General features: G+C 67.8%; 16 protein-coding genes. 13 read left to right on the forward strand and 3 right to left on the reverse strand.

All coding sequences use genetic code 11. The features are described from left to right. The first annotated feature begins 9 nt into the window (after positions 1-9). Positions 10-843 (forward strand): SDR family oxidoreductase, encoded by an 834-nt coding sequence (locus AC5Y3Z_RS22635; protein WP_463828395.1) that lies wholly within the window; start codon positions 10-12, stop codon positions 841-843. Positions 844-850: 7 nt separating this feature from the next. Continuing rightward, positions 851-1,627 carry an SDR family NAD(P)-dependent oxidoreductase gene (locus AC5Y3Z_RS22640; RefSeq protein ID WP_463828396.1) on the forward strand — a complete coding sequence of 259 codons (777 nt, stop codon included), beginning with the start codon at positions 851-853 and terminating at the stop codon, positions 1,625-1,627. A 6-nt stretch (positions 1,628-1,633) separates the two neighbouring features. Here the strand turns inward: AC5Y3Z_RS22640 and AC5Y3Z_RS22645 are convergent, their stop codons facing one another. From AC5Y3Z_RS22645 to AC5Y3Z_RS22655, 3 genes are all read right to left on the reverse strand, one after another. After that, positions 1,634-3,196: an LCP family protein gene (locus AC5Y3Z_RS22645; protein ID WP_473140165.1), complete on the reverse strand. Its 1,563-nt coding sequence runs from the start codon at positions 3,194-3,196 to the stop codon at positions 1,634-1,636. 195 nt (positions 3,197-3,391) lie between these two features. Continuing rightward, positions 3,392-3,775 carry an integrase gene (locus tag AC5Y3Z_RS22650; RefSeq protein WP_473140166.1) on the reverse strand — a complete coding sequence of 128 codons (384 nt, stop codon included), beginning with the start codon at positions 3,773-3,775 and terminating at the stop codon, positions 3,392-3,394. Next, positions 3,772-4,011 carry a hypothetical protein gene (locus tag AC5Y3Z_RS22655; protein WP_473140167.1) on the reverse strand — a complete coding sequence of 80 codons (240 nt, stop codon included), beginning with the start codon at positions 4,009-4,011 and terminating at the stop codon, positions 3,772-3,774. Before AC5Y3Z_RS22655 ends, AC5Y3Z_RS22650 begins: the two co-directional genes overlap by 4 nt. A gap of 78 nt (positions 4,012-4,089) precedes the next feature. Here AC5Y3Z_RS22655 and AC5Y3Z_RS22660 point away from each other — a divergent pair, with 78 nt between their 5' ends. From AC5Y3Z_RS22660 to AC5Y3Z_RS22710, 11 genes are all read left to right on the forward strand, one after another. Continuing rightward, positions 4,090-5,244, forward strand: coding sequence for a TDT family transporter (locus AC5Y3Z_RS22660; RefSeq protein ID WP_463828400.1), 1,155 nt, complete (start codon positions 4,090-4,092; stop codon positions 5,242-5,244). A gap of 58 nt (positions 5,245-5,302) precedes the next feature. Then, positions 5,303-5,992, forward strand: coding sequence for a GAP family protein (locus AC5Y3Z_RS22665; protein WP_463828401.1), 690 nt, complete (start codon positions 5,303-5,305; stop codon positions 5,990-5,992). A 203-nt stretch (positions 5,993-6,195) separates the two neighbouring features. After that, the gene (locus AC5Y3Z_RS22670; protein ID WP_463828503.1) at positions 6,196-8,382 is read left to right on the forward strand and encodes a serine/threonine-protein kinase; all 2,187 of its coding nucleotides are present in this window, start codon (positions 6,196-6,198) and stop codon (positions 8,380-8,382) included. A gap of 92 nt (positions 8,383-8,474) precedes the next feature. Further along, positions 8,475-8,633, forward strand: coding sequence for a hypothetical protein (locus AC5Y3Z_RS22675; RefSeq protein ID WP_463828402.1), 159 nt, complete (start codon positions 8,475-8,477; stop codon positions 8,631-8,633). Between the two features lie 105 nt (positions 8,634-8,738). Beyond that, positions 8,739-10,361, forward strand: a complete 1,623-nt coding sequence (locus AC5Y3Z_RS22680; protein WP_463828403.1) for an MFS transporter — start codon at positions 8,739-8,741, stop codon at positions 10,359-10,361. Next, positions 10,361-11,236: an alpha/beta fold hydrolase gene (locus tag AC5Y3Z_RS22685; protein ID WP_463828404.1), complete on the forward strand. Its 876-nt coding sequence runs from the start codon at positions 10,361-10,363 to the stop codon at positions 11,234-11,236. Before AC5Y3Z_RS22680 ends, AC5Y3Z_RS22685 begins: the two co-directional genes overlap by 1 nt. A gap of 112 nt (positions 11,237-11,348) precedes the next feature. Beyond that, positions 11,349-11,822 (forward strand): lipoprotein LpqH, encoded by a 474-nt coding sequence (locus tag AC5Y3Z_RS22690; RefSeq protein WP_463828405.1) that lies wholly within the window; start codon positions 11,349-11,351, stop codon positions 11,820-11,822. Between the two features lie 96 nt (positions 11,823-11,918). Beyond that, positions 11,919-12,758, forward strand: coding sequence for an MAP_0585 family protein (locus tag AC5Y3Z_RS22695; RefSeq protein ID WP_463828504.1), 840 nt, complete (start codon positions 11,919-11,921; stop codon positions 12,756-12,758). A 200-nt stretch (positions 12,759-12,958) separates the two neighbouring features. After that, positions 12,959-14,419, forward strand: a complete 1,461-nt coding sequence (locus AC5Y3Z_RS22700; RefSeq protein WP_463828406.1) for a WS/DGAT/MGAT family O-acyltransferase — start codon at positions 12,959-12,961, stop codon at positions 14,417-14,419. A gap of 8 nt (positions 14,420-14,427) precedes the next feature. Continuing rightward, complete coding sequence (locus AC5Y3Z_RS22705) at positions 14,428-15,207, forward strand: enoyl-CoA hydratase (RefSeq protein ID WP_463828407.1); 780 nt, start codon at positions 14,428-14,430, stop codon at positions 15,205-15,207. Between the two features lie 87 nt (positions 15,208-15,294). Further along, positions 15,295-16,956, forward strand: a complete 1,662-nt coding sequence (locus AC5Y3Z_RS22710) for a PE domain-containing protein (protein ID WP_463828408.1) — start codon at positions 15,295-15,297, stop codon at positions 16,954-16,956. The last annotated feature ends 16 nt before the right edge of the window (positions 16,957-16,972 follow it).

The raw sequence follows: 16,972 nt of genomic DNA on the forward strand, positions 1-16,972 counted from the left end.
GGTCTTTCCGTGCAGCTTTCGTTTGACGACCGGACGTATCTGGTCACCGGTGGTGGTAGCGGGATCGGCAAGGCGGTGGCGACCGGGCTCGTCGACGCCGGCGCGTCGGTCATGATCGTGGGCCGCAGCTCCGACCGGCTGGCGCAGGCCGTCGAGGAGATCGAGGGGCTGCAGCTGCCCGGCTCGATCCGCTACGAACCCGTCGACGTCACCAACGAGGACGAGGTCACCCGAGCGGTCGACGCGACGACCGCCTGGCACGGCCGGTTGCACGGCGTCGTGCACAGTGCGGGGGGATCGCTGACCATCGGACCGCTCACCCACACCGACTCCGACGCCTGGCGGCGCACCGTCGACCTCAACGTCAACGGCACCATGTACGTGCTCAAGCACGCCGCCCGCGAACTGGTGCGCGGCGGCGGCGGGTCATTCGTGGCGATCTCCTCGATCGCGGCCAGCAACACCCACCGCTGGTTCGGGCCGTACGGGGTCACCAAGTCGGCCATCGACCACATGATGCAGCTGGCCGCCGACGAACTCGGGGCGTCGTGGGTGCGGGCCAACAGCATCCGTCCGGGTCTGATCCGCACCGACCTGGTCGACGCCAGCGTGATCCAGTCGCCGGAGATCAGCGGCGACTATGCGCTGTGCACGCCGCTGCCGCGGGTGGGTGAAGTCGAGGATGTGGCCAATCTGGCCATGTTCCTACTCAGCGATGCCGCCAGTTTCATCACCGGCCAGTGCATCAACGTCGACGGCGGCCACATGGTGCGCCGCGGCCCGGACTATTCGTCGATGATGGAGCAGATGTTCGGTGCCGACGCGCTGCGCGGCGTGGTCTGAGCAAGCCGTGCAGCGACTCGTTGGCCAGCGGATCCTGGTGACCGGCGCGGCGTCGGGGATCGGTCGGGCGACCGCGCTGCGCTTACTGGACGAAGGTGCCCGGGTGGTGGGGGCCGACGTTGCCGCCGACGCGTTGACCGCCGTCGGGGAACGGGCCGGTGACCGGTTCACCGCGCTGCCGATGGACGTGGCCGACGAGCAGGCGGTGATCGACGGGGTGCGGACGGCGGTCGGCACCCTCGGCGGCCTGGACTCCGTGGTGAACGCCGCCGGCATGCTGCGTGCCGCCCACACCCGGCAGACCAGCCTTCAGTTGTGGAATCAGATCATCACCGTGAACCTGACCGGCACCTTCCTGGTGGTCCGCGAAGCGTTGCCCGCGCTGCTGGACAACGCGCGCAGCACGGTGGTGAACTTCAGTTCCACTTCGGCGACCTTCGCGCATCCCTACATGGCGGCCTACGCCGCCAGCAAAGGCGGGGTGCAGGCGTTCACCCACTCGCTGGCGCTGGAGTACGCCGGCGCCGGTCTGCGGGCGGTATGCGTGGCGCCGGGCAGCATCAAGTCCGGAATCACCGACGCCACCGGCGGATACATCCCCAAAGACGCGAACTGGTCGCTGTTCGGCAGGCTGATGCCGATCCTGCCCACTACCGAAACGTCCAGCGGCACCGGGATGGCGGACCCGTCGGTGATCGCCGGTGTCATCGCGATGCTGGTCTCCGAGGACGGCGCGTTCATCACCGGGACCGAGATCCGCATCGACGGCGGAACCCACGCCTGACGCGGCTCAGTTGACGCAGGGCACGCCGCCGCCGTCGATCGGCTTGCCGCGATCGGGCGTGGGATACGGCGTGAAGTTGCCGTTGTAGTAATAGCCGCTGGTCGATGTCGTGGTCGTGGTGGTGCTGGTGCTCGTGGTGGTGGTTTCTTCGGCGGCGGGCAGCGAGAAGTTGGTGTCGACAGTCACCCGGATATGTCCGGCCGCAATGTTCGGGCTCGGCTGTAGCGGAGCGTCGACGCCGAGCAGCGTGGCCAGGTTCTGCGCGTCGGCTTCCGCACCCGGACCGTATTGGACCGTGGTGGACGTCGGGTCGCCTGACTCGCGGTCGCGGACCTGTCCCGCGGTGAAACCGCGCTTTTTCAGCGCGGCGGATAGTTGGCTGGCCATGCCGCCGATGCTGCCGGCGTTGACCACGTCGACGACGGTCGCCGGGTTCGGTTTGCTGCTGGTGGTGGTCGCCGGGGTCGGGGCGGCAACCGTTCCGAACGCCGCCGCGATCTCGGCCTTGATCGCGGCCGGATCGATGATGTTGACGTCCTGGCCGTCGATGTTGTCGTAACGCACCACCGGCAGCGTGCGGAACTCGACGTTCCCACCGGCGAGTTCGCCCATCCGGCGGAACAGGCCCTCGTCCCAGCCCGCCGACAGCACGACGTCTTTGCGGGCCACGGCCATCAGGCTGTTGAGGCGGTTCAGGTCGGTGAAGGTGCCCGTACTCTGCAGGTCCCGCATGACCGAGGACAAGAAGGCCTGTTGGCGGTGGGTGCGGTCCAGGTCGCCGTTCTCCAGACCGTGCCGTTGCCGGACGAACGACAGCGCCTGGGAGGCGTCCAGGCGCTGACGCCCGGCCGGGAAGTCGGCGCCGGAGTAGGAGTCATAGACGGGATGGTTCAGGCATACCTCGACGCCGCCCAGCGTTTGGGCCAGGTCATAGAAGCCGGCGAGGTTGATCTCGGCGAAGTAGTCGATCGGAACGCCGGTCAGGCTGCGCACCGCGCGCAGCGTGGCGGCCCGGCCGGCTTCGCGGCCCCGGGCTTCCAGCTCGCGCTGGGTGAGCGAGCCCTGATTGGCCAGCTGGTTGGCGATGTACTGCTTGGTGAGCCCGTACGCCTCTTTGATCTTGATGTGGTTGTAGCCCGGGACGCCGTTGAAGGGCACCCAGTCGTCTCGTGGGATCGAGAAGGCGACGACCTTACCGTCGGCGCCGACGTGCACGAGGATCAGCGTGTTGGTGTTGTAGCCGCCCTGGTCGGAGTCGCCGGCGTGCAGGTGCTTCAAGATCGACCAGGGCAGGTCGTTGCCCTCCTGGTCTTTGCGGGAGTCCAGCCCGATCAGCAGGATGTTCATGGTGTTTCCGCTGGACCGCGGGTCCTCGGCGGTCAACGCCTGCGAAATGGTGATGCCGCCGAGCGCGCCGTGCGCGACCCAGTAGCCGGCCCCGGTCATCCCGACCGCCACTGCCGAGGCCAGGGTCATGAAGACCCGCGACAGCCGCTTGGCCAGTCGCGACGGCCGCCGAGCAGCGCGGCGGTCTGATCGGAGGCGGTGGTTACCGCCGGAGCGCGCCACTACCGTCCTCGGCCAACCACCCACCAACCGGCCGGCGCCCGGCCGGCGGTTTGCGGTGCAGTCGTTTCAGGCATGACGTCCAGTATGCGACAGATTGCTGCGGAGCCCATGCTCCACGGGTAACGATGTGGGCAGACTCACCTGGTGAGCAGGTCAGACACCCTTTCGGGGGAGTTTCGCGCGATATCCCGGAGCTCAGCAGTACTGATAGTCGATGTGCCAGCGGCCGTTGACGTAGTCGGCCACGAAGTGACCGCCCAGGGCCGGGTTGGCGTCGTTGATCATGCCTGCGCCCCCGGCGTTGGGGGTGAATCCGGGCGGATCCCAGGTGACGGACCGCGGGTTGGCCGGTGCATCGGGGGTGCAGCCGGCCTGTTTGGCGACGTAGCCGTCGGTGATCCGGCGTTCCGCGGTGGCCTGGTCGCCACCGTCCGGCGCCGGATCGGCCAGGCACAGATAGTTGGCGCCGCAGTAGTTCTCGCTGACGTTCACCAGCGCCACATCGGTCACAGGTACCGCGGCGAGGGAGCCGCCGAGCATCATCGCCACTACGACCAGTCCCGCTATTCGAGCGTTCATCGGACCCTCTCGATCTCCTCACCGGAGCTGTAATACAACGGGATGTCCATACCCGTCACTATCTCGAATACCACTATCCCGAACGGTTCGACTTCGTAGTAGTAGTGCACGTCGCCGCGGGCGTCGACCGTGGTGGCGCAGGTCCGGTCCGGCGCACCGCAGCGCTGCTTGACCGGCATGGCCAGCGCCGCGACCACGACCACGGTGCAGATCCCGATCACCAACGGCGCTTTCATCGAAAAGTGCGTCTCATTTCGTCGTCCGTGCACTTCATCGGGAGTCTAGTGACTTGGGCGCGGGTAGGTTGCACTGCTATGAGCGCCCCCATACCGGTCGACGCGGCACCGGTACCCGGTACGTCACCCACCCGCGTCGAGGTGCTGGGCAACATCGGGCCCAACTGGTTCGCCTCGGTGATGGGCACCGGAATCGTGGCCATCGCGGGCGCCACGCTGCCGGTCCAGGTGCCGGGGCTGCGTGGTTTCACCCACGGCGTCTGGATACTGGCCGCGGCTCTGCTGGCAGTGCTGGTCGTCCTGGTGGGTGGCCATTGGCTGCGCAATCCCACCGTCGCCCGTACCCATGCCCGCAATCCGCAGATGGCGCATTTCTACGGTGCCGCGCCGATGGCGATGATGACGGTCGGCGCGGGTGCGGTGCTGGTGTCGGGGGATCTGCTCGGCGAACGCATCGCGGTGGACCTGGACTGGGTGCTGTGGACGGTCGGCACCGTCGGTGGGCTGTTCACCGCGGTGAGCATCCCGTTCCTGATGTTCACCCAGTTGCGCGTGGAACCTGACGCGGCGTTCGGGGGCTGGCTGATGCCGGTGGTGCCGCCGATGGTGTCGGCCGCGACGGGCGCGCTGCTGCTGCCGCACCTGCCGCCCGGAACAGGCCGCGAGACGATGCTGTTCGGCTGTTACGCCATGTTCGGTATGTCGTTGCTGGCCTCGCTGAACATCATCGCGATGATCTGGAGCAGGTTGGTGCTCTACGGCACCTCGGGTTCGGCGCGGGTGCCGACACTGTGGATCGTGCTGGGTCCGCTGGGGCAATCCATCACCGCGGCGGGCCTGCTCGCGTCGGCTGCTGAGACCGGCGCGGTGGATCATCGGCTGGCGGCAGCCATGACCGCGTTCGCCGTCATCTTCGGGGTCCCGGTGTGGGGTTTCGCGGTGCTGTGGATAGCGCTGGCCACCTCGCTCACCGTCCGCACGTTGCGGCGCGGCATGCCGTTCGCCCTGACCTGGTGGAGCCTGACCTTCCCCGTCGGCACGTTCGTCACGGGCACGGCACAGCTGGCGTCGCACACCCACCTGCCGGCGTTCACGGTGGCCGCAACCGTCGCCTACGCCGGCCTGCTGCTGACCTGGGTCCTGGTGACCGTCCGGACCGCGCGCGCCAGCCTGCGGGGCAATCTGCTCAAGCTGGCGCCCAGCGCGGACCCGGTCAAGGCCAGCAAGGACTGATCGCAGGCGTTGCCCGTCGGTGCGCCTCGGCGTTTGGTGAGTCACCCGGCACGGCTCAATGCGAAGATTGCTGCCCGTGACAGGAAATCTGGTTTCGTTGCTGACCAAGCTGATACCGCTGGCTCTGGTCATCGCGGTATCGCCGTTGACGATCATTCCTGCGGTGCTGGTGCTGCACGCACCGCGGCCCCGGCCGACGGCGATTGCGTTCCTGGCCGGGTGGGTGCTCGGGTTGGCCGCGCTGACCGGCATCTTCGTCGCCGGATCCGGTTTGTTCGCGGGCCTGCACCAGGCGACGCCGCAGTGGGCGTCCTGGTTGCGGGTGGTGTTGGGCACCGTGCTGATCCTGTTCGGCGGCTATCGGTGGCTGACCCGGCATCGGGAATCCGACACCCCGCGCTGGATGCGCGCTTTCGACACCATCACCCCTGGGCGCGCGGGCATCGTCGCGGTGGTGTTGACGGTGGTCCGCCTCGAGGTGTCGCTGTTGTGCCTGGCCGGCGGCTTGGCCATCGGAACCAGTGGGCTCGCCGCAGGCGGGAAGTTTTTGTTCGCCGCGATCTTCGTCGTCCTGTCGGCATCGACGGTCGCGATCCCGATCGTCGGTTATCTGAGCGCCGGGGACCGCCTCGACGACAAGCTCGACCGGCTCAAGGACTGGATGGAGAAAAACCACGCCGCCATGCTCGCCGTCGTGCTGCTGCTGATCGGCGCGATGGTGCTCCACAACGGAATCAGCGCCCTGTGATGTGACCCCCTGCGGCCCCGGCCGGGACCAGCTATCCCGCGTCCCACTTTTCGTGCTTAGCTAAGTGGCAAAGCCGGGCGTCGCCGCCCGCACGGCTCTAATCTTTTTCTTGAATAGCATCGATAACTTTCGCTTGAGGGGGCGGAGTGCAGGGCACGACCTTCGGCCGCTACCAGTTCATCGAGTTGCTGGGACGCGGCGGCATGGGTGAGGTGTGGCGCGCCTACGACACCGAGACCCAGCGTGTCGTCGCCGTGAAGGTACTGCCGGCCAACCTGGCCAACGACCCCACCTTCGAACAGCGGTTCCGCCGCGAGGCCCTGGCGGCGGCCGGCCTCAACGACCCGCACGTGGTGCCGATCCACCACTTCGGGGAGATCGAGGGCCGGCTCTATGTCGATATGCGTCTCGTGGTGGGCCGGGACCTGCAGGCGATCATCGCCGACGGCGCACTGGAGCCGGAACGCGCGGTCAACATCATCGAGCAGATCGCGTCGGCGTTGCGCTCGGCGCACCGCATCGGGTTGGTGCACCGCGACGTCAAGCCCTCCAACATCCTGGTCACCGAGGACGACTTCGCCTACCTGATCGACTTCGGCATCGCCCGTGCGGCGGGCGATTCGCACATGACCGGTACCGGCAACGTGATCGGCACCTGGGCCTATATGGCGCCGGAGCGGGTGACCAGCGGCCAGACCGACCCGCGCGGCGACACCTACGCCTTGGGATGTGTGCTGCACGAGTGCCTGACCGGCGAACAGCCGTTCCCCGGCGGCAGCCTCGAGCAGCAGATCGGCGGTCACCTGAGCCTGCCGCCGCCGCGGCCGTCGGCGCTGCGCCGCGGCATACCCGAGGAACTCGACAACGTCGTCGCGACGGCGATGGCGAAGAGCCCCGACCAGCGCTACCCGACGGTCACCGACATGGCCGCGGCCGCCCGGGAAGCGGTCACCGGCACCCGGCCCATTCCGATGCGCCGGCCCGAACCGGTTCAGCAACGCACCCAACTCGCGCCGCCGCCGAACCGGCCGCCGCAGCAGAAACCCCCGATGCGCCCCGGCTCCGGCTACCCGGACCAGGGGCAGCGGCGCCCGCCCCCGGACCCACGCCGGCCTCCCGGCGGGCCGGGCCAGTACCGGCCGAACGTCGACCTGAACCAGTACCGCGCGCCCGTCGAACCCAACCAGCAGCGGCCCCTACCCGACCGCAATGTGCAGCGCCCGACCACCGACCCGAACCTGCGTCGGCCCCTCACCGATCCCACCCAGCGCCGCCCGGCCGCCGATGTGAATCAGCAGTCGCCGTCAAGCGCCGACGAACCGACGCTGTACCGACCGGCCAGCGGCGATCCGCAAACTCCGGCGCCGTGGCCGGCGGCCGAGGAGAACACGCCCAAGCCGCCGGCGAAACGCCGCCGCAAGCCGCTGATCCTGGCGGGGGCGGGGGCACTGCTGACCGTCGTCGCGGTGGTCGCGGCGGTCGTGTTGACCAGCGGCGGTGGTGGCAGTAGCGGGAGCCGGCCGACCGCGGAGCACTCCAGCGGTGCGCAACCCGGCGAGCTGACCAACAGCGGGCCGTTCACCGGCACCTACACCGCCGACTTCGGCCCGAAAGTGTCGCTCGCGGGCAAAGAGGTGCCGAATTCCGAGCCGCCCGGCCAGGAGACCTGGTTGCTGCGCTCGGCATGCAACGGGTCGGGAACCGAGTGCGTCGCCACCGCGCAGCGCAGCGACGGCACCTACAACCACACACCGAAGCTGATTTTCGACGATGTCCGGGGACGCTGGATAGCCGTCGCGCTCGAGGGCGGCAAGTGCAACGACAAGAGCATCGAAAAATGGAACTACGTCTGGCTGCAGCCGCACGCCGACGGCACCATGGTCGGGGAATGGATCACCGACTCGCTGGATTGCTACAGCAAGCGCACCGTCACCTTCACCCGCAGCGGCGACGCGGATGTCGCCGGCCTGTCCGACCCCGCGGAGCAGCCCGCCCGGGTGTTGTCCCCCGCGCAGGCGCTGCACGGCTTTTACCATCTGCTGACGACCTACACCGGACCCAATGCGCCCAAGCCGCAAGAAGCCGACTACAACGTGGACACCATCTGCCTGCGCACCGGGGACCGGTGCAACAGTCGGTTCGTCCGCAACGGCAGCAGCGGGACCCAGCTCCTGCTGTTCGCCGACAACGTCTGGACCCGCGACGACGAGTACGACGCGGCCTGTCCGGCCGGGGGCACCTCGCACGTCAGGATCAAGGGCACCTTCCCGCTGCCCGAGCCGGCCCAGGATCCGATATCGGTGCTCACCGGCAGCGGCACCAAGGACGAATCCGGCAGTTCCTGCAAGGGCGGGCCGTATGACATGACGTTCACCCGCACCGGCGGCTGAGGGCCGCCGGTTTTGAAATTCCACCGGCGCGGGTAGGCCAATCGAGGCCGACAGAGGTATCCGCACGGGATGCCGTGAGGAGAGGCATTGATATGCGCGCTGAAGAAGGCGACGAATCAGTCAAGGACTACGCCATCGAGGGCGAGCAGACGCTGGACAAGATCAAAGACGCGCAGCGTGCGGGTGCCAACCCGCTGACCCGGATCGGGTTGTGGTTGCGCGACCGGTTGCCCGGGAGGCCGCGCACCTGACGCCTCGCCCGTTTCCGGGCACTGTCGGGCGGGTATGAGACCGCTGGTCTCGTTTCGAGACTGTCAGTCTTGTTTTGCTCCTGTCCAACAAAAGAAAGCGGGCCGATGACCGGTTTCGCAGTCCGGACCCGCAAACGGTCCGATCAGTCAGGGTCCGACACCTTCGCCGATGGATCCCGCGCTCGGCGCGGCTGGACGCTGTTCATCGCCTGTGCCGGTGTCGCCCTCGTGATCGCGTCCATGGTGTCGCTGAATACCGCGCTCAGTGACATAGCCATCGCCACCGCGGCGACGCAGACGCAGCTGACCTGGATCGTGGACAGCTACACGCTGCTGCTCGCTTGCCTGCTACTGCCGGCCGGGGCGATCGGCGACCGGTACGGACGCCGCAGTGCCCTGCTGGTGGGAGTGGCCATCTTCGCGATCGCATCGGCAGCGCCCCTGGTCTTCCACAGTCCCATGCAGATCATCGCCGCGCGCGGCCTCGCCGGTGCGGGGGCGGCGTTCGTGATGCCGGCGACGTTGTCGCTGTTGACGGTGGCCTACCCGCCCGAAGCTCGCACCAAAGCGGTCGGCATCTGGGCCGGCGTCGCCGGCTCCGCGGGTCTGTTCGGGTTGGTCGGGACCGGACTGCTGATCGAGTTCTTCGACTGGCGGTCGATCTTCTGGACGCTCGCGATCGGCGGACTGGTGGTTTTCGCGGCGACACTGACCATTGCGGAATCACGCGATGTCGATGCCCCGCGGCTCGACGTTCCCGGTGCGGTGACCATCGGGGCGGCGGTGGCGGTCTTCGTGTTCGGCATCCTGCAGGCGCCGGCACACGGGTGGAGCGACCCGCGCGTCTTCGGCTGTCTGATCGCAGGCTCGGTGCTTGCGGTGGTGTTCGGGTTCGTTGAATTACGGCGGCCGCAACCGCTGCTGGACATCCGGTTGTTCGGCAATCCCAACTTCGGCACCGGCGCCGCGGCCATCACGGTGGTGTTCATGGCCACTTTCGCGCTGTTCTTCCTGGTCGTCCAGTACCTACAGCAGGTCAAGGGATACTCGGCGCTGGTCGCGGCAATTGCGTTGAGCCCCATGGGTTTCCCGTTGCTGACGCTGTCCGCGTTATCGTCCTGGTACGTGCCCAAGCTCGGCCTGCGGGTGGTGGTGTTCGCGAGCATGGTGCTGGTCTCGGTCGGCTTCCTGTGCATGTGCACTCTGGACGTCGACTCGTCCTACGCCGAAGTGTGCTGGCCCCTGATGGTGATCGCCACTGGATTCGGATTGTGCACGGCGCCAACGACATCGGCGATCATGACGGCCGCACCCGATCAGAAGCAGGGGGTGGCATCGGCGGTCAACGACGCGACCCGCGAGGTCGGCGGGGCCTTGGGCATCGCGTTGGCCGGGTCCATCCTCGCCGGCAGTTACAGCCACCACATCGCCGCCGCCCTCGGCAACTATCCCGAGCCGGTGCGCGGACCCGTCACCGACTCGTTGTCCAAGGCGCTGGCTGTCGCGAATCATCTTGGGCCGCAAGGGATGCAGCTCGCCGAACGCAGCAAGGAAGCGTTCGTGACGGCATCCAGCGCGTCCTACGGGGTGATGGCGCTCATCGTCGCCATCGCCGCGGTCATCATTCCGCTGTTCGCGCCCGGGCGTGACGGCGAGCCGCTGGCGATCGTGCGGCGGCTGCGTGATCGCCGGGTCCGCGCTAGGCAGGAGCGTCCTACCATTCCGTGATGGCGACGGTAGCCGAACCTTTCAGCACCCGCGGACCGGGCGGCGTGCGGATCGTCTGGGACCGGCTGGGTGATCCGCAGGCGCGCGCGGTGGTGTTCCTGCACGGCGGTGGGCAGACCCGGCGCTCGTGGGGGCGGGCGGCGGCAGCGGTCGCCCAACGCGGGTTCCAGGCTGTCACGGTGGATCTGCGCGGTCACGGCGAATCGGATTGGTCCGACGACGGTGACTACCGCGTGGTCACCTTCGCCGCCGACGTCGCCGAAGTGTTGCGTGACCTACCGCCGGACCCGGTGCTGGTCGGGGCTTCGCTCGGCGGGTTCACCTCGATGCTGTTGGCAGGGGAGGTGTCGCCGGGTATCGCCAGCGCGGTGGTTCTGGTCGACATCGTGCCGAACATGGAGCAATCGGGCGCCGACCGGATCCACGCCTTCATGTCCGAGCGGGTGGAAACGGGCTTCGGGTCGCTCGAAGAGGTCGCCGATGCGATCGCCGAGTACAACCCGCACCGGCCTCGACCCACCGACCTGGACGGGTTGACCACCAATCTGCGCCGCCGCGGCGACCGGTGGTACTGGCACTGGGATCCGCAGTTCATCAGCGGCACCGCGGCGTTCCCGCCCTTCGAGGTGACCGACCCCGACCGGATGCACGCAGCCATCGAAGTGATTCTGCGAAATGGCCTGCCTGTCTTGCTTGTTCGAGGCCAGGTCAGCGATCTGGTCAGTCAGGAACGCGCCGCTGAATTCCTGGCGCGTTTCCCGCAGGTCGAGTTCACCGATGTCCGCGGCGCCGGTCATATGGTTGCCGGCGACCGGAACGACATCTTCGCCGACGCCGTGCTGGATTTCCTCGGCCGCCACGTCGGCCCTGGCTGAGGGCTGGTCGGCCAAATCTGTGCGCGGTATGAATTGGTTTGCGGAGGCGATCTGGCGGGTACCCGCGCGCAGCGCTTGGTTGGGGCCGACACCAGTGACAAGGAGAGCAGTGGTGAAGCGTCAGTTCTGGATCGGTGTGACGAGTGTGGCAGTCGTGATCGCGGCGGGTACCGGTTGTTCGAGCGACAAGGACAAGTCCACCGCCGGCCAGCCCAGTGGGGCGCAGTCGGCGCCGGCCGGCCCGGTGATCATCGTCGACGGCAAGAACCTGAACATCACCGGCGCCGTGACCTGCACAGTGGCCGGGCCCAACACCAACATCGGCATCGGCGATGCGTCCGCCGGGATCGGTGCGGTGGTCAGCAACGCCAACCCGCCGATCGTGCACGCGGTCGGACTGGGCAGCGTCGACGGGATCACGCTCGGCTTCTCCGACGCAGCGCCCAACCAGGCCACCAACGCGGGGGCGGCGAAGAAGGACAAGACCTACGCCATCAAAGGCACCGCGTCGGGCGTCGACATGACCAACCCGCAGCAACCGCAGCCGGTGACCAAGTCGTTCGAAATGAGCGTGACCTGCCCGTAGCGCGGGCGGACGAACCCAGGAGGGGACGCAGCTATGACTATCAAACGGGTCGTCGGCGCGGCGGCTGTCGCGACAGGTCTGGGGATATCCGCGATCATGCTGGACGCGGGGCTCGCCAACTCCGCCCCGGACACCCCGACGCCGGGAACCGGAACCAATACCCCGGCCCCGCAGACCACGGTGCCGCGGCCGCAGACCACGGCACCGCAAAGTCAGGCGCCGCAAACCTCCGCGACGGCTCCGGCGAGTAGCGCGCCGCCGACTGCCCAGACCACCACGGCGCCGGCCACCCCGACGACCACGCAGGCCACCACGCCGACGGTGACGACCACCTCGCCGAGCGCCGCCACCACCTCCACCACCCCGTCGACCACCACGTCCAGTTCGTCGACCAGTACGACGCCGAGCGGGCAGACGACCACGTCGAGCGGGCAGACGACCACGTCGAGCGGGCAGACCACCACGACTCCGGCCGGACAGTCCAGCACCCCGACGGCTCCCGGTCCGGGCATCACGATCGTCATCAACGCCCCGGCCACCCAGCCGCCGCACCCGCCGTTCATTCCGCGCGGACCGCTGGAGCAGCCCAACAACCAGGTGGGTGGTCCCATCAACACGCTGGCCGGCATCCTGTTCCCCGGCCGCGGCGCGCCACCTCCGCCGCCGCAACGCGGCTTCGGCTACAACAACGGCCCCCCGCCCGGCCAGCAGCCGCCCAACTGGCAGGGTCCGCCACCTCCCGGTGGATGGAATGGCCCGCCGCCCCCCGGTGGATGGAACCGGCCGTACGAGGGACCTCCGGCGCGTGACCTCGGCTACGGGCAGCGCGATTTCGGCCCGTTCGCGTACAACAACTTCACCGCGCTGCCGGTCTTCAACTGGCAGTACGGCGGCTGGGGTTACTGGTTCTTCGGGACCTGGATCCCGCTGTACTAGCCTCGGAGTTCGCGCAGCCCAATCCTGTTGTCCGGCAGGGCGGCTCGGGCGCGCCATTAAGCGCAGCCCGCTGATCTCGGAGCCTGCTGCCGCCGCAACCGGACGCCGCCGCGAAAAAGAGTCCGGGTCAACGGCACTCAAGTGGACTACGGTCACATGCGAGGAGCCTGATCACCAGGTGGTGCCGGCAAAGGAGAGCTATGAGCAGAACGGCCAGGCGGCTGGGTCCGCAAGACATGTTGTTCCTCTACGCCGAGACCCCGAGCACCATGATGCATGTCGGTGGGCTGATGCCCTTCACGCCGCCGCCGGATGCGCCGCGTGATTTCTTGCGGCAGTTGGTCGACGAGAGCAAGGCCAACGAGGTGGTGGAGCCGTGGAATCTGAAACTCAGCCATCCCGATCTGCTGCGCAGCCCGATCCAATCCTGGGTGTGCGACGAGAAGTTCGACCTGGACTACCACGTCCGGCGTTCGGCACTGGCCAGCCCGGGCGATGAACGCGAACTCGGAATCCTGGTGTCCCGCTTGCACAGTAACGCCCTGGACATGCGTCGGCCGCCGTGGGAGATGCACTTCATCGAGGGCCTCGAGGGCGGCCGGTTCGCGATCTACATCAAGATGCATCACGCGCTGATCGACGGGTACACCGGCCAGAAGATGCTGGCGCGCAGCCTGTCGACCGATCCCCATGACACCGAACATCCGTTGTTCTTCAATGTCGCCGCCCCCAAGCGGGTCTCCGCCGACAAGCCGGAAGGCGGCGGTGGGATCGCCACCAACGTGCTGGGCAGTATCGGGGGTGTGTTGAGCAGCCTGGGCGGCGTGGTCAGCGGCATGGGCAGCGCCATCGGCTCGGTCGCGGGTGCGGGCAGGTCCACGCTGGATCTGACCAAGGCGCTCGTCAACACCCAGATCCGCACCGACAACGAGTACCGCAACCTGATCGGCTCAGTGCAGGCGCCGCACTGCGTCCTGAACACCCGGATCAGCCGCAACCGCCGCTTCGCCACCCAGCACTATCAGTTGGACCGACTCAAATCCATTGGCGTCGCGAATGATGCGACGATCAACGACGTCGCGCTGGCACTCGTGGGCGCCAGCCTGCGGCGGTTTCTGGACGAGTTGGGCGAACTCCCCGCCAAGTCGTTGATCGCGATGCTGCCGGTCAATGTCCGGCCCAAGGACGACGAGGGTGGCGGCAATGCCGTCGCCGCCATCCTGGGGTCGCTGGGCACCGACGTGGCCGATCCCCTCGAGCGGCTGCAGGTGGTCAAGACCACGACCCGAATGGCCAAGGCGGAGTTGTCCAAAATGAACAAGGACGCCATCCTGGCCTACACGACAGCTTTGATGGCGCCGTTCACCATGCAGGTGGCCAGCTCGCTCGCCGGGGTGCGAACGCCGTTGCCGTACGCGTTCAACCTGTGCGTCAGCAACGTGCCCGGACCGCAGGACGTGCTGTATCTGCGCGGTAGCCGGATGGAGGCGTCCTTCCCCGTCTCGCTGGTGGCGCACAGTCAGGCGCTGAACGTCACGCTGCAGAGCTATGCGGGCACGTTGAACTTCGGATTCATCGGGTGTCGCGACACCCTGCCGCACCTGCAGCGGCTGGCGGTCTACACCGGCGAAGCGCTCGACGAATTGGAGGCCGCTTCCTAGGGCGGCGGATGACCACCATGGAGGGGCGATTCGTCCGGTTCGGCCGCGATGCCGGACTGGCGACCGTCGAACTGATCAACTCGAAACCGCTGAATATCATTGGCAGCGCGGCTAATTCAGAATTGGCCGACGTGTTCGACGTCATCGGTCAGGACGCTGAGGTGCGGGTGGTCGTGTTCCGCGGATCGGGGGACCGGGCGTTCATCGGCGGTGCCGATATCAACGAAATGGTCGCCCTCGAACCGGCCGGTGCCGAGGTGTTCATCCGTGGACTCGCGGGGCTGTGCGAAGCGATTCGGCGCTGCCCCGTCCCGGTCATCGCTCGGCTCTCGGGCTGGTGCCTGGGTGGGGGTCTGGAGGTCGCGATGTCGTGCGATCTACGAATTGCCGAGTCCGGCGCCAGATTCGGAATGCCAGAGGTTGCCGTCGGCATCCCGTCGGTGATTCACGCGGCGCTGATGCCGGCGCTGATCGGGGCGTCGCGCGCCGCGTGGTTGTTGCTGACCGGCGAGACCATCGATGCGGGCACGGCCGCGGACTGGGGCCTGGTACACGAAGTCGTCGCGCCCGACGCGCTGGACGCCCGCATCGGCGAGCTCGCGGCACGGCTCGTCGGATTTGGTCCACACGCGGTTCGCCAGCAGAAGCGGCTGCTCAACAAGTGGTTCGACATGACGGTGCACGAGGCGATCGAGGACAGCGTCGAACAGTTCGGTCACGCCTTCCTGACCGGCGAACCGCAGCAGCACATGCAGGCGTTCCTGTCCCGCAAGAGCGGAGAGCGCTGACCCGCCCACCAATTCTGGTGATAACGCCGTGATTGCCCGGCCTGCGCGCCATGATGATCACTACGCGATACCAATGGGGGTAGGGCGATGTCATTTGTGCTGGTTGCGCCGGGCATGCTGCAGACCGCGGCGACATCGACCGAGATCGCCGCGCCACCTACCCCCGTGCACGTGGCGGCGCTGCCGTCCACCGCGGTAGCCGCAGCAGCCGCCGACGAAGTCTCAACCGCCATCGCCGAGTTGTTCGGCACGCACGCCCGGCAATTCCAGGCGGCAGCGGCCCAAGCGGCGACCTATCACGAGCAGTTCGTCAGCGCGTTGAACGGTGCGGCTGCCGCCTATGCAGATGCTGAAGCGGCCATCGTCGTCACGTTGCGCGTGGCCGCGGCCGACGGGTTTCAGATCGCGATGTACGGGCCGATTCATGCGGCCGGTCAGGCGTGGATCGCCAGCCCCGTCGGTCAGGCGTTGGATCCGATCGTCAATGTCCCCAGCAGCATGCTGCTGGGGCGTCCGCTGATCGGCAATGGTGCGCCCGGAACGGCGACGGCGCCCACCGGGGGTGCGGGGGGTCTGCTGTTCGGTGACGGCGGCCCCGGCTTCAGTCCGGCCAGTGGCGCCGGAGGCAGCGGCGGCAACGCCGGGTTGATCGGCAACGGCGGTCCCGGCGGTACCGGCTCCGGTGGCGGACCGGGTGGTGCCGGCGGTTCCGGCGGCTGGCTGCTGGGCAATGGCGGCATGGGCGGTCCCGGCGGGACGGATGGTGCCGGCGGACAGGCGTTCTTCTTCGGCAACGGCGGCCCCGGCGCCACCACCGGTCGTGCGGGACTGTTCATCGGCACCGGTTCGTACGGCGATGCGGGTGGTGGCGGCCAGCAGATTGTCATCGATTTCGTCCGGCATGCCCAGTCGGTGGCCAACGCACAGGGCTGGATCGACACCGCCGTGCCTGGCGTGAACCTGACCCCTGCGGGCGTGCAGCAGGCGACCAACGTGGCAGGGGTGCTGTCGCCGAGTACGCAATACTCCGGGGTCTTCGCGTCGCAGCTACTCAGGGTGCAGCAGACTGCGACCGAACTGACCTCCGCCTACGGTGTATTGCCCGGGCTCAACGAGATCCACGCGGGAATCTTCGAAGGTTTGCCGCAGATCAGTCCCGCCGGTCTGCTCTACCTGGTCGGACCGATCGCCTGGACCCTGGGATTCCCGCTTTTCCCTACGCTGGCCCCCGGATCCACGGACTTCAACGGCATCGTTTTCAGTCGTAACTTCGACAGCTCGCTACAGGCGATCTACGGCGGTGCGCTGGCGAATCCGGTGCCGGGCGACACCTCCGTCGCGTATTCCAGCGCTTTCACCATCGGCGTCGGCACGCTGATGAACGTCGACAACCCCAATCCGCTACTCCTGCTGACACATTCGTTGCCCAACACCGCAATAGTGCAGGTGACCGGCAACCCGGCCGGCGGCTGGACCATGAACAGCTGGGACGGCATCCCGATCGGCCCGGCGAACTTACCCACCGCCTTGTTCGTCGACTGGCGCAACTTCATCACCGCCCCGCAATACGCGGTCTGGGACGTCGGGCTGTCGTTGCTTTCCGGGGATCCGGCGGCGGTTGTCACCGCGGTTCGCGACGGCATCGACGAGATCGCCACGGCCACCGTCCAATTCCCGGCCGCGGTGGCCGAGGACGTGATCGCCGCGCTGCGCGGTGACATCGTGGCCCTGCCCAGCCTGGCCCTCTGACCGACAGGTGTAACCG

The sequence above is a fragment of the Mycobacterium sp. NGS61 genome, from assembly GCF_059812325.1.